We start from the raw sequence: 23,502 nt of genomic DNA, 5'->3' as shown, positions 1-23,502 counted from the left end.
GCCCGCGACGAAATACGCCCTCAGGTAGAAAACATAACGAGTTGGAGTGTTATACATGCAGAATGTGATGTTTGAGACCCTGCGCAATGCCGCCTTTCCGTGGCGCGCGCTGTTCCGGCGCGAGACCGCCGGTTTCATGACGGCGACACCGGGGCAGATCGTACTGGCGGTGCTTGTGGCCCTTGCCGCCGGCGTTCTTTTCGAAGCCTTCCTCACCGGCCCCGGGGCGACCCCGAACAGGACCGGGTTCTTCGTTTACTTCGGCGGCTGGCTGCTGACCGCGCTCGGCCTCGCGCTGGGTCTGACGATCACGGGAAGCGGCGCGCTTTTGCCTGCCGCTCTGCTGGTGACATGCTGGGTTTCGGTCTTCAATTGCGTCGTGGCGATCCTGTTTTGGGAGCTCTTCGAATATTCGGAAGGGATGCTGCAAATCGCGCCGGGGGTCGGGGTTGTGGTGCTTGGCTTTTCGTTGTTGGGCGCCGGGTTCTGGCGCGTGGCACGTGAGGCGGGCAGCCGGGGGTGGCGGGCGCTGCCGGGGCTGGTTCCGGTGATCGCCGTTTCGGCGGCGGTTCAGTTCGAACAGGCCACCTGGCCGCTCTTTTGGGAAGCAGACCCGGCGTCCGCATCGGAAGAGGAGGCGTCGGTCTGGATCGAAACCGAACGGCTCTACGCCGAACAGTCCGGTCTTCTGAGGGCGCAGACGGATGCGCTTGCGCCGCAAAGGCCGGGGCTGGTCGATGTCTATGCGGTCACCTTCGGCGGCTACGGCTTTGAAAAGGTGTTCGCCTACGAGGCGCATGCGGTGGCCGGTATTCTGGGCGACGGTCTTGCCGGCCCCGAACGGGTTGTCATTTTGGCCAACAGCGCCCCCGACCCGCTGCGAACGCCCATGGCAAACCACGTCAACCTTGAACGCGCGCTGGCGGCGATCGGCGCAAGGATGAACCGCGACGAGGACATGGCGATTGTGTTCCTCACCTCGCACGGGAGCCCGGACAACCTGTCGCTGGAAATGCCGGGCGGCTGGCTTCAGGACATGAGCGCCGGACGTCTGGCGGCGATCCTTGACGCCGCGGACATTCCCAACCTCGCCATCGTGGTGTCGGCCTGCTACTCCGGCTCTTTCGTGGACGATCTCGAAGCGCCGAGCCGGCTGGTCATCACCGCGAGCTCGGCCGAGACGAATTCGTTCGGCTGCGGCGACCATGAGGGCTGGACCTGGTTCGGGCGGGCGTTCTGGGAAGAGGGCGTTGGCGCCTCGACCGATCTGCGCCGGGCGTTCGAGGTCGCGCGCGACACCGTCACGGCGTGGGAAGAGGACGCGGGCCACACGCCATCGCGCCCGCAGATGTCCGTGGGCACCGAGGTGGCGGCACATCTGGACCGGCTCGATTCGGAACGCCAGCGGCAGGCCTTGGCTGCAGAATGAGCGGCGGCAGGGGCCGTCTTCACGGATCGGCGATATCAAGCTGATTTCCCCTGCGCGCACCCTTTCGCCCCACCGCCCGCGTGCCTATAAGGGCGACAAACCCGCACTCGACAGAGTCGCGGGCAAACCGACGTTTTAGGGCAAGGCACGCATGTTTGGACTGGACAAACTTCTGGGCATATTCTCGGCGGATATGGCCATCGACCTCGGCACGGCGAACACGCTGGTCTATGTGAAGGGCCGTGGCGTGATCCTGTCCGAGCCGTCGGTCGTGGCCTATCACGTCAAGGACGGCGTAAAGAAGGTGCTGGCCGTGGGCGAGGACGCCAAGCTGATGCTGGGCCGCACGCCGGGCAGCATCGAGGCGATCCGGCCCATGCGCGAAGGCGTGATCGCCGATTTCGACGTGGCCGAGGAGATGATCAAGCACTTCATCCGCAAGGTGCACAAGCGGTCGACCTTCTCGAAGCCCAAGATCATCGTCTGCGTACCGCATGGCGCGACGCCCGTCGAAAAGCGGGCGATCCGGCAATCGGTGCTGAGCGCGGGCGCGCGCAAGGCGGGGCTGATCGCCGAACCCATCGCGGCGGCCATCGGCGCGGGCATGCCGATCACCGACCCCACCGGTAACATGGTCGTGGACATCGGCGGCGGCACCACCGAGGTGGCGGTGCTGAGCCTTGGCGACATCGTCTATGCCCGGTCGGTCCGGGTGGGCGGCGACCGGATGGACGAGGCGATCATCAACTACCTGCGCCGGCAGCAGAATCTGCTGGTCGGCGAATCCACCGCCGAGCGCATCAAGACCTCGATCGGCACCGCGCGGATGCCCGACGACGGGCGCGGGTCGTCGATGCAGATCCGGGGCCGCGACCTGCTGAACGGCGTGCCGAAAGAGACCGAGATCAGCCAGGCGCAGGTCGCCGAGGCGCTGAGCGAGCCCGTGCAGGCAATCTGCGAGGCGGTGATGACCGCGCTGGAAGCCACCCCGCCGGACCTGGCCGCCGATATCGTCGACCGGGGCGTGATGCTGACGGGCGGCGGCGCTCTGCTGGGCGATCTGGACCTGGCGCTGCGCGAACAGACCGGACTGGCGGTGTCGATCGCCGACGAATCGCTCAACTGCGTGGCCCTGGGCACTGGCAAGGCGCTGGAATACGAAAAACAGCTGCGCCACGCGATTGACTACGACAGCTGATATGTCCCACGCTTTGGCAAGGGGGTATGATTGGCCAGAGACCGCAGCCAGGATGATTATTCCGGCCCGCTGAAACGATTGCTTCTGGCGGTGCTGATCCTGTGTCTGCTGGGGCTCTTTCTGGTCTGGCGCATCGATTCCCCCCGTGTCGAACGCTTTCGCGCGCAAGTCGTCGATGCGGTGGTCCCGAGGATGGACTGGGCGATGGCGCCGGTTACCGCGACGGTCCGGATCCTGCGGGATTTCCAGAGCTACCAGCGCATCTACGAGCAGAATCAGGAATTGCGGCGCGAGCTGCGGCAGATGACCGCGTGGAAAGAGGCCGCCCTGCAGCTCGAGCAGGAGAACGCCAAGCTGCGCGATCTCAACAATGTGCGGCTCGACCCGCGGCTGACCTATATCACCGGGGTGGTGCTGGCGGATTCGGGTTCGCCCTTTCGGCAGTCTGTGCTGATCAATGTGGGGTCGCGTGACGGGATTGTTGACGGATGGGCAACAATGGACGGGATCGGGCTGGTGGGCCGGATCTCGGGCGTGGGGGCCAACACCAGCCGCGTGATCCTGCTGACCGACGCCACCAGCCGCATTCCGGCGGTGATCCAGCCTTCGGGCCAGCGCGCACTGGTGGTGGGCGACAACACCAATGCGCCACCCATCGACTTTCTGGAGGACCCCGACCAGGTGCGCCCGGGCGACCGGATCGTCACCTCGGGCGATGGCGAGGTGTTCCCGCCCGGGCTGCTGATCGGAGAGGTGGCGCAGGATCCCGGCGGGCGGTTGCGCGCGCGGCTGGCGGCGGATTACGAGCGGCTGGAGTTTCTGCGCGTGCTGCGCGACCACGGCGCGCGGCGCGTCACCAACCCCAGCGCGCTGATCACCCCCGAGGATCTGCCCGACGCGCCGCCCGACAACGCGGAGCAGACCGATGGGTGAGACGCCGGTTCTGCGCCTGTGGCTGATGCGGTTTGCCTTCGTGGCGCTGGCGCTGGTGATCATGTTCTTTCATCTGATCCCGCTGGAAACGGTGCCGCGCCGCTGGGCCTCGCCCGACCTGCTGGTGGCCTTCTGTTTCGCCTGGGCGCTCAGGCGGCCCGAATACGTGCCGGCGATCAGCATCGCGGGGATCATGCTGCTGGCGGACATGCTGTTTCAGCGACCGCCCGGGCTCTGGTCGGCCTTGACGCTGATCGCGGTCGAGCTGCTGAAATCCGGCGTCGGCCGCCAGCGCGAGAACACCTTTCTGCTGGAATGGATGTCGGTTGCGGGCACGCTTTTGCTGATCACGCTGATCTACCGCTTCGTTCTTGCGGTTCTGATGGTGTCGGAAGGGGCGATGTGGCTTGGCATGGTTCAATATTCCATGACAATTCTGCTATACCCGGTGGTGGTGCTGGTGTCGCAACTGGTGTTCGGCATCCGCCGCCCGGCCCCGGGCGATCTGGAACGACGAGGCAAAGTGGCATGAGACGCTCGCCCAAGGAAACCGCCGACAGCGCGCGCCGGATCAGCCGGCGGGCGATGCTGCTGGGCGGCGCGCAGCTTGGCTTTGCCGGGCTTTTGGGGCTGCGGATGCGGTATATGCAGGTCGATCAGGCCGACGAATTCCGCCTGCTGGCCGAGGAAAACCGGATCAACATCCGCCTGATCCCGCCGTCGCGCGGGCAGATTTTCGACCGCGAGGGGCGGCTGGTCGCCGCCAACGAGCCCAGCTACCGGATCACCATCGTGCGCGAGGACGCGGGCGACGTGAACGACGTGATCGCGCGGCTTTCCACGCTGGTCGAGCTGGACGAGGACGAACTGAACCGCGCGCTGACCGAAATGCAGCGCAGCGCGCCGTTCCTGCCGTTCACCGTCGCCGACCGCGTCAGCTGGGAAGCGATCAGCCGCGTCGCCGCCAACGCCCCCGCCCTGCCCGGCGTGACGCCCGAGGTCGGTCTTAGCCGCGCCTATCCGCAGGTCGAGAATTTCGCCCATGTGGCAGGCTATGTCGGCCCGGTGAACGACCGCGATCTGGAACGTTACGGCGAGATCGAGCCGGTGCTGCGCATCCCGCGCTTTCAGATCGGCAAGGTCGGGATCGAGGCGGAATACGAGGACGTGCTGCGCGGCCGCGCCGGGGCCAAGCGGGTCGAGGTCAACGCCACCGGCCGCGTGATGCGCGAGCTCGACCGCCGCGAAGGCGAAGCGGGCGCCGATCTGCAGCTGACCGTTGACAGCGCGCTGCAGGATTACGTGCAGGCGCGACTGGGCGAGGAATCCGCCAGCGTGGTGGTGATGGATCTGGAACAGGGCGATCTTCTGGCGGTCGCCTCGTCGCCGTCCTATGACCCGAACAAGTTCGTGCGGGGCATCTCGGTGCCCGATTACGCCGCGCTCAACACCAACGACCACCGCCCGCTGGCGTCGAAGACGGTGCAGGACGCCTATCCGCCGGGGTCCACCTTCAAGATGGTCACCGCGCTGGCGGCGCTGGACGCCGGGCTGGTCTCGCCCAACGACACCGTCTGGTGCCCCGGCCATCTCGAGGTCGGCGGCCGCCGCTTTCATTGCTGGAAGCGCGCGGGGCACGGGCATATGGACCTGGAAAACTCTCTGCGCCAAAGCTGCGACGTCTATTATTACGAGCTGGCGCTGAAGGTCGGGATCGAAAAGATCGCCGCCATGGGCCGCAGGCTGGGTCTGGGCATGGATCACGGCATCCCGATGTCCGCCGAGACCTCGGGGCTGATGCCTGACAAGGCCTGGAAGCTGCGCGAGCGCGGCGCGGACTGGGTGATCGGCGACACGGTGAACTCGTCCATCGGGCAGGGCTTTGTGCTGACCTCGCCGCTGCAGCTGGCGGTGATGACGGCGCGCATCGCCACCGGCCGCGCGATCAGCCCGCGGCTGGTGAAATCCATCGACGGGGTCGAAACCGAGGTGCCGGGCAACGGCGCGCTGGGGCTGAACGAAAACCATCTGCGGCAGGTGCGCCGGGCGATGTATTCGGTCAGCAACAACCGCCGCGGCACCGCCTATGGCAGCCGCATCATCGAGGACGCCTTTCGCATGGCCGGCAAGACCGGCACCAGCCAGGTCCGCAACATCACCGCCGCCGAGCGCGCCCGCGGCGTTACCCGCAACGAAGACCTGCCCTGGAACCGGCGCGACCATGCGCTCTTTGTCAACTTCGCGCCGTTCGAGGCCCCGCAAATCGCGGTGTCGGTCGTGGTCGAGCACGGCGGCGGCGGATCGGCGGCGGCCGCGCCCATCGCCCGCGACGTGACCCTGCAGGCGCTCTACAAGGGCGACCCCCCGCTCGAGGCCTACCCGGCCAAGGACCGCGCCCGCATCAAGGCCCTGCAGGAACGGCTGAGCGCCCTGCGCAAGATCAAACCCGGCGACGGACCCAGCCGTGCATGAGCTATCTTGAGTACACCGTCAAATCAGTCCCCTCGGGCTGGCGCAAGGTCCTGTTCCTGAACTGGCCCTTGATCGTCCTTCTGACCGCGGTCGCGGGCGTCGGGTTCCTGATGCTCTATTCCGTGGCGGGCGGGTCGCTGAGCCCCTGGGCCGAGCCGCAGATGAAGCGCTACGTGCTGGGGCTGACGGTGATGCTGGTGGTGGCGATGGTGCCGATCTGGTTCTGGCGCAACATGGCCGTGGTCGCCTATCTGGCGTCGCTGGCGCTGCTGGTGGCGGTGGAATTCGTCGGCAGTGTCGGCATGGGCGCGCAACGGTGGATCGACCTTGGGTTCATGCGGCTGCAACCCTCGGAACTGATGAAGATCACCATGGTGATGTTGCTGGCGGCCTATTACGACTGGCTGCCGCTGAAGCGGACCTCGCATCCGCTGTGGGTGATCCTGCCGGTGGCGCTGATCCTGATCCCCACCTTCCTGGTGATCACCCAGCCCGACCTGGGCACCGCCATCCTTCTGCTGACCTCGGGCGGGCTGATGATGTTCCTGGCGGGCGTGCACTGGGCCTATTTCGCCGTGGTGGTCAGCGCCGGGGTCGGCTTTGTCGCCACCGTCTTCAAGAGCCGCGGCACCGACTGGCAAATGCTCAAGGACTATCAGTTCCGCCGCATCGACACGTTCCTCGATCCCTCGTCCGACCCGCTGGGCGCGGGCTATCACATCACCCAGGCCAAGATCGCCATGGGATCGGGCGGTTGGACCGGGCGCGGCTTCATGCAGGGCACGCAGTCGCGGCTGAACTTCCTGCCCGAAAAGCACACCGATTTCATCTTCAACACCCTGGCCGAGGAGTTCGGCTTTGTCGGCGGTTTTTCCCTTCTGATGCTGTATGTGCTGATCCTGATCTTCTGCATCGTCGCCGCGATGCAGAACCGTGACCGGTTCTCGTCTCTGCTGATCCTGGGCGTCGGGCTGACGTTCTTTCTCTTCTTCGCCGTGAACATGGCTATGGTCATGGGCCTGGCCCCCGTCGTCGGTGTGCCGCTGCCGCTGGTCAGCTACGGCGGGTCCGCCATGCTGGTGCTGATGGTGGCCTTCGGCCTGGTCCAGAGCGCCCATATCCACCGTCCGAGGTAACATGCCCGTCAACATCCTATTCGCCGCCAAAGCCGAGAGCTGGGCAGACTACGAAACGCCCCTGCGCCGGGCGCTCGACGCGCACGGCCTCGATTACCGGCTGGCGACCGAGATGCCGCCCGAGACGGTCGATTACATCGTCTACGCCCCCAATTCCGAGGTGCAGGATTTCACCCCCTACACCCAGCTGAAAGCGGTGCTGAACCTCTGGGCCGGGGTCGAGACGGCGGTGGGCAACCCGACACTGACCGCCCCCTTCGCGCGCATGGTCGATGACGAAGGCCTGACCCAGGGCATGGTGGAATGGGTCGTGGGCCATAGTTTGCGCCATCATCTCGGGATGGATGCGCATATCGTGAACCACGGCCATGTCTGGCAGGCCGACGCGCCCCCGATGTCCCGCGACCGCCCGGTCGCGATCCTGGGGCTGGGCGCGCTGGGGCAGGCCTGCGCCCGCGCGCTGACGGCTCTTGGCTTTCCGGTCAGCGGCTGGGCGCGCAGCGCCAAGACCCTGCCCGGCGTGACCTGCCATCACGGGGCCGACGGCCTCGGCGCGGCCCTGTCGGGCGCGCAGATCGTGATCCTGCTGCTGCCCGACACGCCCGCCACCGAAAACGTGCTGAACGCCGAGACGCTGGCGCTGACCGCGCCGGGTGCCTTCGTCATCAACCCCGGGCGCGGGCCGCTGATAGACGACGCCGCCCTTCTGGCCGCGCTGGACAGCGGGCAGATCGCCCATGCCACGCTCGATGTCTTCCGCACCGAACCCCTGCCAAAGGGCCACCCCTTCTGGGCCCATCCCCAGGTCACCGTCACACCTCATATCGCCTCGGAAACCCGCCCCGACAGCGCCGCCCGCGTGATCGCCGAGAACATCCGCCGCGGCGAGGCAGGCGCGCCGTTTTTGCACCTTGTAGACCGCACTGCGGGCTACTAAAGCGTTTCGGGGAATAGCCGAGACATGGTCTGCCGGAAATGTCCCGGGAGCGCGCAGCGCGTCAGGGCATTTTCGGTTCAGGGTTTTCCCGATACGCTATAGACCGGCGCCCAAAGGAGACCCGCCCATGGACCGCTCGATCAAGATCGCCCCCTCGATCCTCTCTGCCGATTTCGCCGATTTCGGACGCGAGATTCAGGCCATCGAGGCGCAGGGCGCCGACTGGGTCCATGTGGACGTGATGGACGGGCATTTCGTGCCCAACCTCACCTTCGGTCCGATGGCGGTCAAGGCGTTCCGCCCTCACGTCAAGACGGTGATGGACGTGCATCTGATGATCGCGCCGGTCGATCCTTATATCGACGCCTATGCCAATGCCGGCGCGGACGTGCTGACCGCCCATGTCGAGGCCGGTCCGCACATCCACCGCACGTTGCAGGCCATCCGCGGCGCGGGCATGAAGGCGGGCGTCGCGCTGAACCCCGGCACCCCGGCCGACACGGTGGCGCATCTGCTGGATCTGACCGACCTCGTTTGCGTGATGACGGTGAACCCCGGCTTCGGCGGGCAGAAGTTCATCGACATGACCGCCAAGATCCGCCGCCTGCGCGAGATGATCGGCGACCGCCCTGTGCATATCGAGATCGACGGCGGCGTCGACCCCTCCACCGCGCCCCTCGTCGCCGCCGCCGGCGCCGACGTTCTGGTCGCGGGCTCGGCGGTGTTCCGCGGCGGATCGGTCTCCAACCCCTCCGTTTACGGCGAAAATATCCGCGCCATCCGCGCCGCCGCGGAAGGCTGAAGAGGCCTCATCTTCTTCTTGGCAAAAATACTCCGGGGAGTGTGAGGGGCCGGCCCCTCACTCCGCCGCCCGACCCTACGCGCCGCCCCTGCGATAACGGAAAACCCCCGACCCGGTCGCGATCAGCTCGCCGGTTTCATCGGTGACCGACGCCTCGGCGAAGAAGGTGCTGCGCCCGCCACCGGTCTTGCGGCCCTCGCCGATCAGCAGCGTGCCCCTGGGCCGCGACAGGTAAGATACGTTCAACGTCAGCGTAAGCGCCATCTGCCGGACCTCCGGATCGCCGGTCCAGCAACCGGCATAGCCCATGACCGTGTCCAGAAGCGACGCATGCACCCCGCCATGCGGGTTGCCGTGACGGTTCTGGTGGTGCTCGGCCAGCGGCATTTCGAACCGGGCATAGCCTTCGGACCAATCGACCATATGCATCCCCAGATGCGTCGAATAGCTGTAAGGCTTCTCGCGAAACCGCTCATCCATGGGCATGACGCGCCTCCAGTCCCAGTTCGGCAAAGCGCGGCACAAAGGCCCCCAGCCGCAGCGCCTTGTCCGGATTCGACGCGTTGCCGTCAAGCGCGCGTTTCTTGACGCCCTGCAGGATCGCCGCCATTCGAAAGAACGCGAAGGCGACGTAATAACCGAAGCCCCGGATCGGGCGAATACCGCGCCGGGCGCAATAGGCGTCGACGAATTCGGCATCGCTCATCAGCCCCAGCGCAGCACGGTCGAGCCCGGCCAGACCCCGCCCTTCCGTCCCGGGCGGCAATTGCCATTGCATGACGACCCCGGCCAGATCGGCGTAAGGATGCCCCAGGGTCGACAATTCCCAGTCGAGCACAGCAACACAGTCAGGCCCGTCTTGGGCAAAGAGCAAATTGTCGATCCGGTAATCGCCATGCACCAGCGTCCGCTGACCGTCGTCCTCGGGCATGTCGCGCGCCAGAGCTTCCATCAGCCGGTCCATCGCCGCGATGGGCTCGGTCTCCGACGCCCGGTACTGCTTGGTCCAGCGCGCCAGCTGGCGTGCATAATAATTCCCCGGCGGCCCGAAATCCGACAGGCCAACGGCCTCCACATCGACCTCGTGGATGGCCGCCAGAACGCGGTTCATCTCGGCCATGATGGCGCGGCGTTCGGCGGGCGCGGCGTCAGGTATGGAGGGATCGGCGATATTCCGGCCCGCGACATGCTCCATGACATAGAACATCGAGCCGATCACGCTGTCGTCCTCGCAAAGCGCCAGCATCCGCGGCACTGGCACGCCGGTCGCCGCCAGCGCCGACTGGACGCGGAACTCGCGATCCACCGCATGGGCCGATTTCAAGAGCACCCCCGGCGGCTTGCGCCGAAGCACATAGGCCCCGGACGGGCCCTGCAGAAGATAGGTCGGGTTGGACTGGCCGACGTCGAACTTGCGCGCCGTAAGCGGGCCGGAAACCCCTGGGACACGCGCCTCTATCCACGCGGTGACACGGTCGATCGCCGCTTGCTCCATTACCCTTCCGCGCCCCGGATTTTGAGAAAATCCGGATCGGATTTTTTGCAAAAATCCGACACCGCCTAGACCTTGTCGTTCGCGTATTTGCGCAGCTCGGCGCGGGCGACCTGGCGGCGGTGCACCGCGTCCGGGCCGTCTGCAAAGCGCAGCGTGCGCACATGGGTCCACATATGCGCCAGATCGGTATCCTGCGAAATCCCCGCCGCGCCATGCAGCTGCATCGCCTCGTCGATCACCTTGCCGGCCATCAGCGGCGCCACGACCTTGATCTTGGAAATCCAGGGCTGCGCCGCGCGCACCCCCGCGGTGTCCATCATCCAGGCCGCCTTGAGGCACAAAAGCCGCGCCATCTCGATCTCCATCCGGGCGTTGGCGATGATGTCGAAATTCGCGCCCAGCTCGGCGATGCGCTTGCCGAAGGCCTCGCGCGCCAGCCCGCGCCGGCACATCATCTGCAGCGCCTTTTCCGCCTGACCGATGGCGCGCATGCAATGGTGGATGCGCCCCGGCCCCAGCCGCCCCTGCGCCACTTCAAAGCCGCGCCCCTCGCCCAGCACCACGTTGCGCACCGGCACGCGGACATCCGTAAAGCGCAGATGCATATGGCCATGTGGCGCGTCGTCCTGGCCGAAGACCTGCATCGGGCGCAGCACCTCGATCCCGGGCGTGTCCGCATCCATCACGAACATCGTATGCCGGGAATGCTTGGCCGCCTCCGGGTCGGTGCAGGCCATCAGAATATAGAGCGCGCAGCGCGGGTCACCCGCGCCGCTGATCCACCATTTCTCGCCGTTCAGAACGAAATCGTCACCGTCGCGCCGCGCCTCGAAGGCCAGCTGCGCCGCGTCCGAGGACGCCACGTCGGGCTCTGTCATCACGTAGGCCGAGCGGATCTCGCCCTCGAGCAGCCGCCCCAGCCAGCGCTCCTTCATCCAGGCCTCACCGTAGCGTTCCAGCACTTCCATATTACCGGTGTCGGGGGCGTTGCAGTTGAACACCTCGGCGGCGATGCCGACCTTGCCCATCTCCTCGGCCAGATAGGCGTATTCCACAGTGGTCAGGCCATAGCCGCGCTCGGACTCCGTCAGCCAGAAGTTCCACAGCCGGCGCTCTTTCGCCTTCGCTTTAAGACCGTCCAGGATCTCCAGCTGCCGGTCGGTGTGTCGGAACCGGTCGCCCGTGGGGTGCTTGCCCACCTCGGCGTGGAATTCGGCGTCAAGCGGCGCGATCTCCTCTTCGACCATGCGCCGCACCTTTTCGATGAGCGGCTTCACCCGCTCGGTCATGCCCAAATCCATCCCGGCCTCTCCTTTCTGCTCCCACGCGGTCCCGGATCTCCCGGCCAAGAGGCCCCGGGTCAGGCCCGGGGCGACCGCGTTCTAATCCTCAGCGGTATAGAACCGCGTGATCCATTGCGCCACCAGCGCGGGCTTGTCCTGCTCCTCGATCTCGACGGTGACGTTCCAATGGGCGGCGATCCAGCCGTCGCCCTCGACGATATCGGCCACCGCAAAGCGGCCGCGGATGCGCACGCCCACCGGCACCGGACGGACAAAGCGCACCCGGTCGAAGCCGTAGTTCACGCTGGCCGTCACGCCCGGCAGCTCGGGCACCACCTGGTAGGACATCGCCGACAGCATCGACAGCGTCAGGAACCCGTGCGCCACGCAGCCGCCGAAGGGCGTCTCTGCCGCGCGGGCCTCGTCGAGATGGATGAACTGCCAATCCTCGGTCGCGTCGGCAAAGGCGCGCACGCGGCCCGCGTCCAGAGCGAACCAGTCCGAATGGCGCGGGCCCAGCGCCCGCAGCGTCTCAGCCGGCATCGGGCAGCACGTAGCCTTCGAAGCGCTGGCGCAGGGTCAGCTTGGACACCTTGCCTGTCGCCGTCAGCGGCAATTCCTCGACGAATTCCATCGCGTCGGGCAATTGCCACTTGGCCATATGCTCCAGCATCAGCGCGTGGATCTCTTCCAGCGTCGGCCTGTCGTCGCCCGCGGGCACCACAACCAGCAGTGGCCGTTCGTCCCATTTGGGATGCGGGATCGCAATGACCGCGCAATTGGCCACCTTGGGATGCGCCATGGCGATGTTTTCCAGGTCGATCGAGCTGATCCATTCGCCGCCCGATTTGATCAGGTCCTTGCTGCGATCCTGAATGCTGAGGAACCCGTCGGGGTCGATGCTGGCCACGTCACCGGTGCCGAACCAGCCCTCGGCATCCATCGCCGCCTCAGTCGCCTCGGGGTTGTTGAAATAGCCGGAAATGATGCCGTTGCCGCGCACGTACAATTCCCCGGCCGCCTGTCCGTCATGCGGCAGGCGCGCGCCGTCCTCGCCGACGATCTTCAGATCAACACCAAAGAGCCGCCGGCCCTGTTTTGCCTTGATGGCCATGCGTTCCTCGAACGGCAGATCCGTCATGGTCGACGAAAGCTGGCCGTGGGTGCCCACCGGCGACATTTCGGTCATGCCCCAGGCGTGGCAGACGTCGATGCCCAGTTTTTCGAAGAATTCGATCATCGCGCGCGGTGCGGCCGAGCCGCCGATCACCAGCTGGTCGAGCGTCGCGGGCGGTTTGCCGCGCTTGTCGATCTCGGCGCGCAGGCCAAGCCAGACCGTTGGCACGCCCCAGCTTGCGGTGACGTGCTCGGCCTCCATCAGGTCATAAACCGATGCCCCGTCCAGCTTGGGCCCCGGCATGATCAGCGACGCCCCCACCAGTGGCGCCGCATAGGGCAGGCCCCAGGAATTGACGTGGAACATCGGCACCACCGGCAGCACGCGCGCGCCTTCATTGAGGCTCCGCGACAGGGTGATGGCGATGAACATCGCGTGCAGCACGGTCGAGCGGTGGGAATAGAGCGCGCCCTTGGGATGGCCCGTGGTGCCCGAGGTGTAGCACAGGCCCGAGGCCGCATCCTCGGGCATAAGCGGCCAGTCGTAGGTCGTGGGCTGGCCCGCCAGCAGCTCCTCGTAGCAGAGGAAATCGACCTTGCTTTCGGGCATGTGATCGCGGTCGGTCATCAGCACCAGCGTCAGCCCCTCGGGGAGTTGATCCGCCAGCGCCTCGATCAGCGGCACGAAGTTCAGGTCGAGACAGAGCACGCTGTCGCCCGCATGGCCGATGATATAGAGCATCTGCTCGGCGCTGAGGCGCGGATTGATCGTGTGGCAGACCGCCCCCATGCCGGAGGTGGCGAAATAGAGTTCGAAATGGCGGTAGCCGTTCCAGGCCAGGGTTGCGACCCGGTCGCCTTTGCCCACGCCCAGCCCGGCAAGCCCATGCGCCAGCTGGGCCGCGCGGGCATAGGCCTGGGCATAGGTTTCGCGGTGGATGTCGCCCTCGGTCCGGACCGAGACGATTTCCGCGCCCGGATGGGCCTCAGCGCCGTATTTCAGGAGTTCGATCACCTGAAGCGGCAAATGCATCATCATGCCTTGCATCCGGCCCTCCCCTTGCCTTCCACATCCCTGCTCTGTTTAGAGTGACCAGAGCGCGCCACCAGCGCAACCGCTATTTCCCCGATTGCCGAAAAGGAGCCACCCATGCCCGACACCATGCACCGCATCGCCCTGGCCCGCCGCCCCAAGGGCCTGCCCGTGCCCGAGGACTTTGCTTACGAGAGCTGCGAGATGCCTGCGCCCGGCGAGGGCGAGGTGCTGGTCGCGGTGACGCATCTGTCGCTGGATCCTTACATGCGCGGGCGCATGGACGACGTCAAAAGCTACGCCCCCTCGGTCGCCATCGGCGGCACGATGACGGGGCAAGGGGTGGGCCATGTCGTCGCCTCGAACGCCGAGGGCTTTGCGGCGGGCGATTTGGTCACCGGGATCACCGGCTGGGCCAGCCACGCGGTGCTGCCCGGCACCGAGCTGCGCAAGCTCGACCCCGGCACGCCGCCCTCTGCAGCGCTGGGGGTGCTGGGGATGCCCGGCTTCACCGGCTGGACCGGCCTGCGCGAATTCGCCGACATGAAGGCGGGCGAGACGCTGGTCGTGGGCGCCGCGACGGGGCCTGTGGGGTCGATGGTCGGCCAGCTGGCGCGGCTTGCGGGGCTGCGCACAGTGGCCGTCGCCGGAGGCGCCGAGAAATGCCGGCTGGCGCTGGAGACCTTCGGCTTTGACGCCGCCATCGACCACCGCGCCCATGCGGACGCGTCGTCGCTGCGCGCCGCCCTGGCCGAGGTCGCGCCCGATGGCATCGACGTGTATTGGGAAAACGTGGGCGGCAAGCTCTTGCACGCGGTGCTGCCGCTGATGAACGTGCACGGGCGCATCCCGCTCTGCGGCACGATCGCCTGGTACGGCGGCGTGGAAGGCGACGGCACCGACCACCTGCCGGGCCTTTGGCGGTCGATCCTTGTGAAACGGCTGAAGGTGTCGGGGATGATCATCTTCGATCACTGGGACCTCTATCCACAGTTCCTGACCGAGGTCGGCCCGAAGGTGGCGGGCGGCGAGATCAGATATCTCGAGGACATCGCCGAAGGGCTGGAAAACGCCCCCGCGGCTTTCATCTCGATGCTGCAGGGCGGCAATGTCGGCAAGCAGGTGGTGGCGCTGTAAATCCCGAGGAAAGTCCGCAAGGACTTGACGAGGGGCCCCTCCTCGGTCCCTTACGGGCCCTCCTCGGCCTCCAGCGTCAGCGCCGCCGCCGGCGCTTTCAGATCATCGACGCGCAGCGGCCCCGTGGGCCGCGACAGCCGGTTGCGCACCACCCAGATCAGCCGTTCCTGCGCCCGGGTGATCGCCACATAGGCCAGCCGCTTCCACAGCGGCTGGCCCGCCTCGACCCGTCCCATCCGCGCGGCGACATAAAGGTCGGGCGCAAAGACCTGCACGGTGTCCCACTGACTGCCCTGCGCCTTGTGGATCGTCACCGCGGCCCCATGCAGAAAGGTCGCCCCCATGCGCGCCGCGAAAGGGATGAAGGGCTCTTCCTCATCCGGCTTCTCGATCTTGACGATCGACGCCGCCGACACCCGCGGCTCCTCGGCTCCGATCACATGGAGCCGCGAGAACGCGGGCTTCCGCCCGGGCCCAAGGTAGATCACCTGCGCGCCCTTGATCAGCCCGCGCGCCTCCAGATCGAGCCGCTTCTTGCGATGCTTGAGCGGCAGCTCGATCCCGTCGCAGATCAGCGGCTCGCCTTCCAGCAGCTCGGTCTCAGGCGCGTCGTGCACGCGCCGAAACGCCTGGATCAGCCGGATCCGCGTCGCATTGCGCCAGACCAGCACCGGAGACCGCGCCATCAGATCGACCTCGACCCTCTGGCCCCAGACCACGCGGTCGTCGATCCGCGCCTTCTCCTCGACCATCCGCTCGAAATCGTGAAACTCCAGCGCCGGATCGGCCAGCGCATGGGCCAGATCGAGGATCGGGTTGTCAGCATCCTGCCGGTGCACGCGATGCAGCACCATCTTCTGGCTCTCGGCCAGCTTGTCGAAAACCATCGTGCCCGACTGGTTCACCGGCGCCAGCTGCGCCGGATCGCCAAAAAGCAGCAGGTTGGGAAAAATCTCGCGCAGATCCTCGAACTGCCGGTCATCCAGCATCGAGGCCTCGTCGACAAAGCCGATGTCCAGCGGCTCTTCGCGCCGCTTCCAGCCGCTGATGAAATCGCTGCCGCGCAGCCCCGCCGCCGCCAGCGCCGCCGGAATCGACTTGTGCCCCTCGTAAGACGCCTTGGCCCGCGCCAGGGCCTCGGGCGTCACCCCCTCGACCTCGGGCTTGTCGCCATTGCCCATCAGCCATTCGGCGATGCGCTCGTATTCCGGGTCGTAGACCGGGGTATAAAGGATGCGGTGGATCGTCGTCGCCGGCACACCGCGCATCCTGAGCACGCTCGCCGCCTTGTTGGTGGGCGCCAGGATCGCCAGCGTCCGCCGGTCGCGCCTGCGGCGGCCCTCATAATCGCCCGAAACGGTGTCGACCCCCGCCGCCTCCAGCGCCTTGAACAATTCCGCCAAAAGCAGCGTCTTGCCCGACCCCGCCTTGCCCACCAGCGCCATGATACACCCGCTTCCTTCCTTGGCCGGCAGCGTCATGCCATCGGCAAGATCGACCCCTGCCTCGGCCAGCATATCGGCCACGCGGTCATAGGCCTCGGCCTGATCGTCGGAAAATGTCAAAGCGGGCAGCGTCATAGCCGCGACCCTACAGCCGCCCCGACACAGGCGCCAGAGACCGCGCGCCCCCATCTTCATTGATCCATAAATATCCCGGGGGGGTTGGGGGGCTGGCCCCCCAATATTCATGCGGTTTGGGGGGCCGGCCCCCCAAACGGTCGGACCGGCGAAGCCGGTCCGACACCGCTCAAGCCGCCACGACAGCCGGACGGGGGCGCGTCGTGAACGACATCTCGAACCATGCCGCGGATTGCGCCGCGCAGATCCCCGCGCGGGCCGAAACCCGTGCCTGGGTTTGCGCTGAAAATTCCCACAGGCCCACATTCACCGCGTCGCGTCCCGCACCCTGGCGGCCCAGCACTTCGGGGCTGGCGCCGATCATGCGGTAGATGCGGACCATCCGGGCGTCGAACACGCCGACGAAATGCCGGACACCAAAGTGACGCATCACCTCGCCGCCCGCCAGCATCAGCGCCGCCGCCGTCCCCGGCGCGGCGCTCTGCCCCAGGCAAAAGCGCGTGCATTCCCAGATCAGCGGGCTCTCGATCCGCACCCCATCGGTCAGGTGCCGGAAATGGTCGTTGACCATCGTCGGCCCGGTCGTCGGCAAAAGCCGCATCGACCCGCCATGCCGCCCGTCTGGCCCTTGCCAGATGACATAGAGCGGATTTTCGGCGTCGTAGACATCGCGCTCCTCTCCGGACGCGTCGATCTCGACGTTCCATCCCAGCCGCGCCTTGAACTGCTCGGCGCGGTCGCGGTACATGCTCGCGCGCGGCGCAGGGTCCCGGTCGAGCTGATGGGCATAAAGATATCGGATCATGGCGGTTCTCCCTGCTGGATGCTCCGGCAAGGCTCCGCCGCGTTGGTTAACGACCTGGAAAGCGGGCGCGCGACCCTGTCACCGCCCGTTCATCACACCACGATCAGCCCCCGGCTGAGCGCGCGGGCCACCGCATGGGTCGTGTTCATCGCCCCCAGCTTGAACCGCGCGCTTTCGATATAGACCCTGAGCGTGTGCTCCGAGATCGACAGCGTGTCGGCCACCTGCGCCCGGTTGTAGCCTACCGCCAGCAGCGTCATCGCCTCGACCTCGCACGGGGACAGGGCCTGGGCGGGTTCGGGGGTGCGGCCCGGCTCCAGCTCCAGCGCTTTCTGGTTGAAGTAATGCGCGATCAGGATCAGATCGCGCCGGTTGCCTTCGGTAAAGGCCAGCCATTCCGCGTCGTCGCAATCGTGGCTGACGGTGAACAGCGCGAACTGCGCGTTGGGACCGCGCACCGGGATCGAAAAGCCCTGGGTGCCGATGCCATGGTCGATCGCGTCCTGCCTAAAGGCGCGGGCCGCCTTGCTCGACCATTCCAGGCGCTTCCAGTCGACCGGATGAAAGCGCTGGAAACAGCCCAAAACCACCGGATCGATGCGCAGATACCCCTGATCGAGATAGCGCTGCACCCATTCCTGCGGATAGGTGCCGCAGCCGTATTGATCGCCGTTGCTGTTCACCCAGTGGTAGACAACATGGTCCACCTGGTAATGCGCGCGCAGCGCTTCGATGATGTTCTGAAGCTGGTCGAGCGCGTCAACGCATTCCAACCGTTCGAGCAGGCCTTCCAGTGAAGGCATCGTCGCCACGTAGCCCACTGCCATCCCCTTTGGCATGTGACGCAATTTCGACCTGCGCAACGAGCTGCGTATCCTCCAGCTGCGTGGCAAGCGCCCGGAGCCCGTTGGCCTGAGCGAAGGCTCTCAGATCGGTCAATACGTCGATTATCCAGTCATGTCCCATGTTCAGCTTCGACCTCCAGTGGTTAACGTGCAGTTAATTCTACCATAGCATGTGCCATCAGATCTTAATATTCACGGAATCAAACTCCCCAGAAATGGCGAGACACTGCGTGCGAAGGTCTTGAAATGAAACGGGCCGCCCGATCGGCGGCCCGGGCCCGCGGCGGGCGGGCGATTCGCGGATGTGGCCCGCAGGCTTAGCGGCGCGCCTCCAGCGCGTCTTCCAGCGTGCGCAGCCCGGTCTTCGGGGCCTGAACCAGCACCGCCATATTGCCGGGCTTATGCTCGTTGCGCAGCATCTTGATATGCGCATCGGGGATTTCGGCCCAGGGGAAAACCTCGGACATGCAGGGATCCAGCCGCCGCTCGATCATCAGCTTGTTGGCGGCCGAGGCCTGCTTGAGGTTGGCGAAATGCGAGCCCTGCAGGCGCTTCTGGTGCATCCACATGTAGCGCACGTCGAAGGTGCAGTTGAACCCGGAGGTGCCGGCGCAGATCACCACGATGCCGCCCTTCTTGACCACTAGCGTCGACACCGGGAAGGTCGCCTCGCCGGGATGTTCGAAGACCATGTCGACGTTCACGCCCTTGCCGGTGATGTCCCAGATCGCCTTGCCGAACTTGCGCGCCTCTTTCAGCCAGACATTGTATTCCGGGCTGTTCACCGTCGGCAGCTGCCCCCAGCAGTCGAAATCCTTGCGGTTGATGACGCCCTTGGCGCCCTGATCCAGAACGAACTGCCGCTTGCTTTCGTCCGAGATCACGCCGATCGCATTCGCCCCCGCCGTATTGGCCAGCTGGATCGCATAGGATCCCAGGCCGCCCGACGCGCCCCAGACCAGCACGTTCTGCCCGGGCTTGAGGTCGTGCGGATGGTGGCCGAAAAGCATCCGGTAGGCGGTGGCCAGCGTCAGCGTGTAGCAGGCGCTTTCCTCCCAGGTCAGGTGCTTGGGGCGCGGCATCAGCTGCTGCGCCTGCACCTTGGTGAACTGGGCAAAGGACCCGTCGCCGGTCTCGTAGCCCCAGATCCGCTGGCTGGGCGAGAACATCGGATCGCCGCCGTTGCATTCCTCGTCGTCGCCGTCGTCCTGATTGCAGTGGAGCACCACCTCGTCGCCGACCTTCCAGCGGGTGACCTTTTCGCCCACTTTCCAGACGATGCCCGACGCGTCGGACCCGGCGATGTGGTAATCCTGCTTGTGCACGTCGAAGGGGCTGATCGGCTGGCCCAGACCGGCCCAGACGCCGTTGTAATTGACGCCCGCCGCCATCACCAGGACCAGCACCTCGTGGCTGTCCACATCCCAGGTGTCGACGACCTCGACCTCAAAGCTCTTGTCCGGCTCGCCGTGGCGCTCGCGGCGGATGGCCCAGGCGTACATCTTCTTGGGCACATATCCCAAGGGCGGCATTTCCCCGATCTCGTAGAGCTCTTTTTCCGGCGCGTCATAGGCGGCGATGCCGGTGTGGGTGTCCAGTGCCATGGGGGCCTCCGTCAATGGTACGTGTTGGGTCAGCGCACGCGCCGCAGCGCAGAATCGCGTTGGTTTCCCAGCAAATATCGCCCTTAAAGCAACAATGCAACAAGATAAGGTCGATATTTGTAATTTTATGACCGAGCAGTTGCAGAATTTTCTTCGCCCCCGCAGCAACGTGTCAAAACAGGTGCCGGATCGAGCGGGCATAGAATGCGGCCACGTCCTGCTGCGCGGGGTCGATGCTGAACACGCCCTCTTCTTCGGTCACGATCCCGCGTTCCGTCAGCGCCCGCAGCCCCACCTCGACAGCATAGTCGCGGTTGCGGCGCGGCAGGTGCATATGCGCGTCCGGCAGGGATTTCATAGCCTCGGCAAAGCCCAGCTCCAGCTCGGCCCGGGTCTTGGGCCCGTCCAGCAGCAGATGCGCCACCAGCGGCGCGGGCAGCACCGGCACGACCTCGGCGATGCGGTCCATCAGCGCGCCCGCCAGCGCTTCGGGGTTCTGCGCCAACGCCGGGAAGTGCCGCAAAGACAGCGGCTTGCCAAAGCTGACGGCGGCATAGCCGAACCGGTGAAAGCGCCCAGTGATCCGCAGCCAGAACTGCCGCAGGGCCGCGCCCGCGATCCGGCTGATCCGCGCATCGAAGCGCCGCCCGCCGCTTTGGTCGGCCTTGATCAGCACCCGGTCCTCAAGCACCCGATCATAATTGAGCGCGACCGGCACGAAGACCACGTCGCGCGCAGCAAGGTCCAGATCGTCGGTGATGTATTTCAGCAAGCCCAGCTTGGGCGGCTGCAACCCGCCGTCCAGCGACAACCCACCTTCGGGAAACATCGCCTGGGTGACGCCGCCGGCGGTGGCCATCCGGATGTAGCGGGCCAGGACCTTGCGATAAAGCGCGTTGCGCGATTTGCGGCGGATGAAGTAGGCCCCCATCGCGCGGATCAGCCGCGACAGCGGCCAGACCCGCGCCCATTCCCCCACCGCATAAGACAGCGCCGAGCGGTCGGCGGCCAGATAGGTGACCAGCACGTAATCCATGTTCGACCGGTGGTTCATCACGAAAATGATGGTCGCGTCGGGGTCGACCTTTCTCAGCGCCTCTTCGTCGTAATGCCCCAGCCGCACGCGATAGAGCGCGTTGGACAGCCAGCGCGCCACGCGCACGCCCGCGCCGAAATAGGCGAAGGCGGAAAACGACGGCACGATTTCGTTGGCGTAGCGGCGGGCGAGCTCGAACACCACGTCCTCGCGCAGGCCGGTTTCGCGGGCGTGTTCGACGATGGCCTGTGTGACCTCCGGATCGTAGATCAATCTCTGGATCAGGTCATAGCGCCGGGCCAGCTTGAACGGCTGTATGGGCCTCTCGAGCCGTTCGTTCAGCCGCGCAACGGCCCGCTCCATTCGCCGCCGCAGGAACCAGCGGACCGAGGGAAAGAGGAAATTCGTCGCGAAAGACGCCGCCGCAAACAGCAGGATCAGCAGGAACAACCAGAGAGGGAGCGTGATCGGCGTCGTCATGGCAGGGACCGTGACAGGCGGCGCGCGCTCCGGCAAGAGGCCCGCCGCCCGGCGCTTGCGCGATTTGGCTCTGCCCTTTGCACCGGACGGGCGCTATGCTGCATCTGCACGCGCTGCATTGCAGCGAATTGACAGGGACATATTATTTCGCCTATCTATCACCGAACGCAACAAGATTGCCCGATTGCGCCACGAGAGACAGAGGCCCCCATGACCGCACCGCAAAAAGACAAGCCTTGGCTGATCCGCACCTATGCCGGCCATTCGACCGCCGAGAAATCGAACGCGCTTTACCGGGGCAATCTGGCAAAGGGGCAGACCGGGCTTTCGGTGGCCTTCGATCTGCCGACGCAGACGGGCTATGACAGCGATCACATTCTGGCGCGCGGCGAGGTGGGCAAGGTCGGTGTGCCGGTCTGCCATCTGGGCGACATGCGCACGCTCTTCGACCAGATCCCGCTGGAGCAGATGAACACCTCGATGACGATCAACGCCACGGCGCCTTGGCTCTTGTCGCTCTATATCGCGGTGGCCGAGGAACAGGGGGCGGATGTCGCCAAGCTGCAGGGCACCGTGCAGAACGACCTGATCAAGGAATACCTCAGCCGGGGCACCTATATATGCCCGCCGAAACCGTCGCTGAAGATGATCGGGGACGTGGCTGAATATTGCTATCGGCATATTCCCAAGTGGAACCCGATGAACGTGTGTTCCTACCATCTGCAAGAGGCCGGGGCGACGCCGGAACAGGAGCTGGCCTTTGCGCTCGCCACCGCCTGTGCGGTTCTGGACGAGCTGAAACCTCGTGTCGCGGCAGAGGATTTCCCGGCGCTGGTGGGGCGGATTTCGTTTTTCGTGAACGCGGGCATCCGCTTCGTGACCGAGATGTGCAAGATGCGCGCCTTCGTCGATCTCTGGGACGAGATCTGTCGCGACCGCTATGGCGTCGAGGACGCGCGTTACCGCCGGTTCCGCTACGGCGTGCAGGTGAATTCGCTCGGGCTGACCGAGCAGCAACCCGAAAACAACGTCTACCGCATTCTGATCGAGATGCTGGCGGTGACGCTGTCCAAGAAGGCCCGCGCCCGCGCGGTGCAGCTGCCCGCCTGGAACGAGGCGCTGGGGCTGCCGCGCCCCTGGGATCAGCAATGGTCGATGCGGATGCAGCAGATCCTCGCCTACGAGACCGATCTGCTGGAATACGACGACCTTTTCGAGGGCAACCCGGCCGTCGACGCCAAGGTCGAGGCGCTGAAAGCGGGCGCGCGGGCCGAGCTGGGAAATATCGACTCGATGGGCGGGGCGATCGGGGCCATCGACTATATGAAGTCGCGGCTGGTCGATTCGAACGCCGAGCGGCTGAACCGGATCGAGCGGAACGAGACCATCGTGGTCGGCGTCAACCGCTGGACCGAGGGCGAGCCCAGCCCGCTGCAATCCGAGGACGGCGGGATCATGGTCGTGGACCCGGCGGTCGAGCAGGACCAGATCGGCCGGCTGGAGGCCTGGCGCGCCACGCGCGACGACGCGGCAGTGACCGAGGCACTGGAGGCGCTGCGCGCGGCGGCGCGCGCGGGCGACAACATCATGCCCGCGTCCATCGCCTGCGCGAAGGCAGGCGTCACCACCGGCGAATGGGCCGGAGAGATGCGCGGCGTTCACGGCGAATACCGCGGGCCAACGGGCGTGTCGCGGTCGGTCAGCAACCAGACCGAAGGGCTGGACGACATCCGCGCCGAGGTCGACGCGGTCAGCGACCGTCTGGGCCGGCGACTGCGGTTCCTCGTGGGCAAACCGGGGCTAGACGGCCATTCCAACGGCGCCGAACAGATCGCCTTTCGCGCCCGCGATTGCGGCATGGAAATCGACTATGAGGGAATTCGCCTGACCCCCGATGAAATCGTCGAGGCCGCAAAGAATGGCGCGCATGTGGTCGGGCTGTCGATCCTGTCGGGATCGCATATTCCGCTGGTCGAGGATTTGATGACCAAGATGCGCGCGGCCGGATTGGGCCATATCAAGGTGATCGTCGGCGGCATCATCCCCGACGACGACGCCACACGTCTGAAAGCCATGGGCGTGGCCAAAGTCTATACGCCCAAGGATTTCGAGTTGAACGCAATAATGCGCGATATCGTGACCCTGGCCGACCCGAAAGCCGTCGCCGCGGAATAATACGCC

20 protein-coding genes are annotated in these 23,502 nt (G+C 65.9%); 10 read left to right on the top strand and 10 right to left on the bottom strand.

Features of this window, described 5'->3' with window-relative positions; translation table 11 throughout:
- Nucleotides 1-55: 55 nt before the first annotated feature.
- The 8 genes from RXV88_RS01230 (at nucleotide 56) to rpe (ending at nucleotide 8,907) form a co-directional block, all read left to right on the top strand.
- Nucleotides 56-1,429, top strand: coding sequence for a C13 family peptidase (locus RXV88_RS01230; protein ID WP_316289943.1), 1,374 nt, complete (start codon nucleotides 56-58; stop codon nucleotides 1,427-1,429).
- 151 nt (nucleotides 1,430-1,580) lie between these two features.
- A complete protein-coding gene (locus RXV88_RS01225) occupies nucleotides 1,581-2,627 on the top strand; it encodes a rod shape-determining protein (protein WP_316289941.1) in 1,047 nt (348 codons plus the stop codon).
- A 30-nt stretch (nucleotides 2,628-2,657) separates the two neighbouring features.
- Nucleotides 2,658-3,560: a rod shape-determining protein MreC gene (gene mreC, locus RXV88_RS01220; RefSeq protein ID WP_316289939.1), complete on the top strand. Its 903-nt coding sequence runs from the start codon at nucleotides 2,658-2,660 to the stop codon at nucleotides 3,558-3,560.
- Nucleotides 3,553-4,092 (top strand): rod shape-determining protein MreD, encoded by a 540-nt coding sequence (locus RXV88_RS01215; protein WP_316289937.1) that lies wholly within the window; start codon nucleotides 3,553-3,555, stop codon nucleotides 4,090-4,092. The genes mreC and RXV88_RS01215 overlap by 8 nt, the downstream gene beginning before the upstream one ends.
- On the top strand, nucleotides 4,089-6,032 hold the full coding sequence (mrdA, locus tag RXV88_RS01210) for a penicillin-binding protein 2 (RefSeq protein ID WP_316289935.1): 1,944 nt from the start codon (nucleotides 4,089-4,091) through the stop codon (nucleotides 6,030-6,032). Before RXV88_RS01215 ends, mrdA begins: the two co-directional genes overlap by 4 nt.
- Nucleotides 6,029-7,168 (top strand): rod shape-determining protein RodA, encoded by a 1,140-nt coding sequence (gene rodA / locus RXV88_RS01205; protein WP_316289933.1) that lies wholly within the window; start codon nucleotides 6,029-6,031, stop codon nucleotides 7,166-7,168. The genes mrdA and rodA overlap by 4 nt, the downstream gene beginning before the upstream one ends.
- A gap of 1 nt (nucleotide 7,169) precedes the next feature.
- Nucleotides 7,170-8,105, top strand: coding sequence for a glyoxylate/hydroxypyruvate reductase A (locus tag RXV88_RS01200; RefSeq protein WP_316289931.1), 936 nt, complete (start codon nucleotides 7,170-7,172; stop codon nucleotides 8,103-8,105).
- A gap of 127 nt (nucleotides 8,106-8,232) precedes the next feature.
- The gene (rpe, locus tag RXV88_RS01195) at nucleotides 8,233-8,907 is read left to right on the top strand and encodes a ribulose-phosphate 3-epimerase (RefSeq protein WP_316289929.1); all 675 of its coding nucleotides are present in this window, start codon (nucleotides 8,233-8,235) and stop codon (nucleotides 8,905-8,907) included.
- 75 nt (nucleotides 8,908-8,982) lie between these two features.
- On the opposite strand, the gene RXV88_RS01190 is transcribed toward rpe, so the two are convergent.
- The 5 genes from RXV88_RS01190 to RXV88_RS01170 all read right to left on the bottom strand — a co-directional run bounded on the left by RXV88_RS01190 (nucleotide 8,983) and on the right by RXV88_RS01170 (nucleotide 13,849).
- Entirely contained in the window at nucleotides 8,983-9,393 is a 411-nt protein-coding gene (locus tag RXV88_RS01190) for a PaaI family thioesterase (RefSeq protein ID WP_410468787.1), read from the bottom strand.
- Nucleotides 9,380-10,402: a phosphotransferase family protein gene (locus tag RXV88_RS01185; RefSeq protein ID WP_316289927.1), complete on the bottom strand. Its 1,023-nt coding sequence runs from the start codon at nucleotides 10,400-10,402 to the stop codon at nucleotides 9,380-9,382. The genes RXV88_RS01190 and RXV88_RS01185 overlap by 14 nt, the downstream gene beginning before the upstream one ends.
- A 65-nt stretch (nucleotides 10,403-10,467) precedes the next feature.
- Nucleotides 10,468-11,703 (bottom strand): acyl-CoA dehydrogenase family protein, encoded by a 1,236-nt coding sequence (locus RXV88_RS01180; RefSeq protein ID WP_316289926.1) that lies wholly within the window; start codon nucleotides 11,701-11,703, stop codon nucleotides 10,468-10,470.
- An 81-nt stretch (nucleotides 11,704-11,784) separates the two neighbouring features.
- Nucleotides 11,785-12,228, bottom strand: coding sequence for a MaoC family dehydratase (locus tag RXV88_RS01175; RefSeq protein ID WP_316289924.1), 444 nt, complete (start codon nucleotides 12,226-12,228; stop codon nucleotides 11,785-11,787).
- Nucleotides 12,218-13,849, bottom strand: a complete 1,632-nt coding sequence (locus tag RXV88_RS01170) for a long-chain-fatty-acid--CoA ligase (RefSeq protein WP_316289922.1) — start codon at nucleotides 13,847-13,849, stop codon at nucleotides 12,218-12,220. The genes RXV88_RS01175 and RXV88_RS01170 overlap by 11 nt, the downstream gene beginning before the upstream one ends.
- A 102-nt stretch (nucleotides 13,850-13,951) precedes the next feature.
- Here RXV88_RS01170 and RXV88_RS01165 point away from each other — a divergent pair, with 102 nt between their 5' ends.
- On the top strand, nucleotides 13,952-14,971 hold the full coding sequence (locus RXV88_RS01165) for an NADP-dependent oxidoreductase (protein ID WP_316289920.1): 1,020 nt from the start codon (nucleotides 13,952-13,954) through the stop codon (nucleotides 14,969-14,971).
- 50 nt (nucleotides 14,972-15,021) lie between these two features.
- Here the strand turns inward: RXV88_RS01165 and RXV88_RS01160 are convergent, their stop codons facing one another.
- The 5 genes from RXV88_RS01160 to RXV88_RS01140 all read right to left on the bottom strand — a co-directional run bounded on the left by RXV88_RS01160 (nucleotide 15,022) and on the right by RXV88_RS01140 (nucleotide 21,321).
- On the bottom strand, nucleotides 15,022-16,551 hold the full coding sequence (locus RXV88_RS01160) for an ATP-dependent RecD-like DNA helicase (RefSeq protein ID WP_316289919.1): 1,530 nt from the start codon (nucleotides 16,549-16,551) through the stop codon (nucleotides 15,022-15,024).
- Between the two features lie 169 nt (nucleotides 16,552-16,720).
- Nucleotides 16,721-17,356, bottom strand: a complete 636-nt coding sequence (locus RXV88_RS01155) for an acyl-homoserine-lactone synthase (RefSeq protein WP_316289918.1) — start codon at nucleotides 17,354-17,356, stop codon at nucleotides 16,721-16,723.
- 92 nt (nucleotides 17,357-17,448) lie between these two features.
- Nucleotides 17,449-18,159, bottom strand: coding sequence for a helix-turn-helix transcriptional regulator (locus tag RXV88_RS01150; protein ID WP_316289917.1), 711 nt, complete (start codon nucleotides 18,157-18,159; stop codon nucleotides 17,449-17,451).
- Between the two features lie 359 nt (nucleotides 18,160-18,518).
- Nucleotides 18,519-19,805, bottom strand: coding sequence for a crotonyl-CoA carboxylase/reductase (ccrA, locus tag RXV88_RS01145; RefSeq protein ID WP_316289916.1), 1,287 nt, complete (start codon nucleotides 19,803-19,805; stop codon nucleotides 18,519-18,521).
- 172 nt (nucleotides 19,806-19,977) lie between these two features.
- Nucleotides 19,978-21,321, bottom strand: a complete 1,344-nt coding sequence (locus RXV88_RS01140) for a 1-acyl-sn-glycerol-3-phosphate acyltransferase (protein WP_316289915.1) — start codon at nucleotides 21,319-21,321, stop codon at nucleotides 19,978-19,980.
- Nucleotides 21,322-21,531: 210 nt separating this feature from the next.
- On the opposite strand from RXV88_RS01140, the gene RXV88_RS01135 reads away from it, so the two are divergent.
- A complete protein-coding gene (locus RXV88_RS01135) occupies nucleotides 21,532-23,496 on the top strand; it encodes a protein meaA (protein WP_316289913.1) in 1,965 nt (654 codons plus the stop codon).
- Nucleotides 23,497-23,502 lie beyond the last annotated feature (6 nt).

Origin of the sequence: Aestuariicoccus sp. MJ-SS9 (assembly GCF_032586235.1) — a bacterium.
GTDB lineage: Bacteria > Pseudomonadota > Alphaproteobacteria > Rhodobacterales > Rhodobacteraceae > Aestuariicoccus.
This window is presented reverse-complemented; position numbering and strand designations above follow the sequence as displayed.

Coding starts and splice junctions, on each gene's coding strand:
- RXV88_RS01230 (WP_316289943.1), top strand. CDS start 56: ATGCAGAATGTGATGTTTGAGACCCTGCGCAATGCCGCCTTTCCGTGG.
- RXV88_RS01225 (WP_316289941.1), top strand. CDS start 1,581: ATGTTTGGACTGGACAAACTTCTGGGCATATTCTCGGCGGATATGGCC.
- RXV88_RS01215 (WP_316289937.1), top strand. CDS start 3,553: ATGGGTGAGACGCCGGTTCTGCGCCTGTGGCTGATGCGGTTTGCCTTC.
- mrdA (WP_316289935.1), top strand. CDS start 4,089: ATGAGACGCTCGCCCAAGGAAACCGCCGACAGCGCGCGCCGGATCAGC.
- rodA (WP_316289933.1), top strand. CDS start 6,029: ATGAGCTATCTTGAGTACACCGTCAAATCAGTCCCCTCGGGCTGGCGC.
- RXV88_RS01200 (WP_316289931.1), top strand. CDS start 7,170: ATGCCCGTCAACATCCTATTCGCCGCCAAAGCCGAGAGCTGGGCAGAC.
- rpe (WP_316289929.1), top strand. CDS start 8,233: ATGGACCGCTCGATCAAGATCGCCCCCTCGATCCTCTCTGCCGATTTC.
- RXV88_RS01190 (WP_410468787.1), bottom strand. CDS start 9,393: ATGCCCATGGATGAGCGGTTTCGCGAGAAGCCTTACAGCTATTCGACG.
- RXV88_RS01185 (WP_316289927.1), bottom strand. CDS start 10,402: ATGGAGCAAGCGGCGATCGACCGTGTCACCGCGTGGATAGAGGCGCGT.
- RXV88_RS01180 (WP_316289926.1), bottom strand. CDS start 11,703: ATGGATTTGGGCATGACCGAGCGGGTGAAGCCGCTCATCGAAAAGGTG.
- RXV88_RS01175 (WP_316289924.1), bottom strand. CDS start 12,228: ATGCCGGCTGAGACGCTGCGGGCGCTGGGCCCGCGCCATTCGGACTGG.
- RXV88_RS01170 (WP_316289922.1), bottom strand. CDS start 13,849: ATGCAAGGCATGATGATGCATTTGCCGCTTCAGGTGATCGAACTCCTG.
- RXV88_RS01165 (WP_316289920.1), top strand. CDS start 13,952: ATGCCCGACACCATGCACCGCATCGCCCTGGCCCGCCGCCCCAAGGGC.
- RXV88_RS01160 (WP_316289919.1), bottom strand. CDS start 16,551: ATGACGCTGCCCGCTTTGACATTTTCCGACGATCAGGCCGAGGCCTAT.
- RXV88_RS01155 (WP_316289918.1), bottom strand. CDS start 17,356: ATGATCCGATATCTTTATGCCCATCAGCTCGACCGGGACCCTGCGCCG.
- RXV88_RS01150 (WP_316289917.1), bottom strand. CDS start 18,159: ATGCCTTCACTGGAAGGCCTGCTCGAACGGTTGGAATGCGTTGACGCG.
- ccrA (WP_316289916.1), bottom strand. CDS start 19,805: ATGGCACTGGACACCCACACCGGCATCGCCGCCTATGACGCGCCGGAA.
- RXV88_RS01140 (WP_316289915.1), bottom strand. CDS start 21,321: ATGACGACGCCGATCACGCTCCCTCTCTGGTTGTTCCTGCTGATCCTG.
- RXV88_RS01135 (WP_316289913.1), top strand. CDS start 21,532: ATGACCGCACCGCAAAAAGACAAGCCTTGGCTGATCCGCACCTATGCC.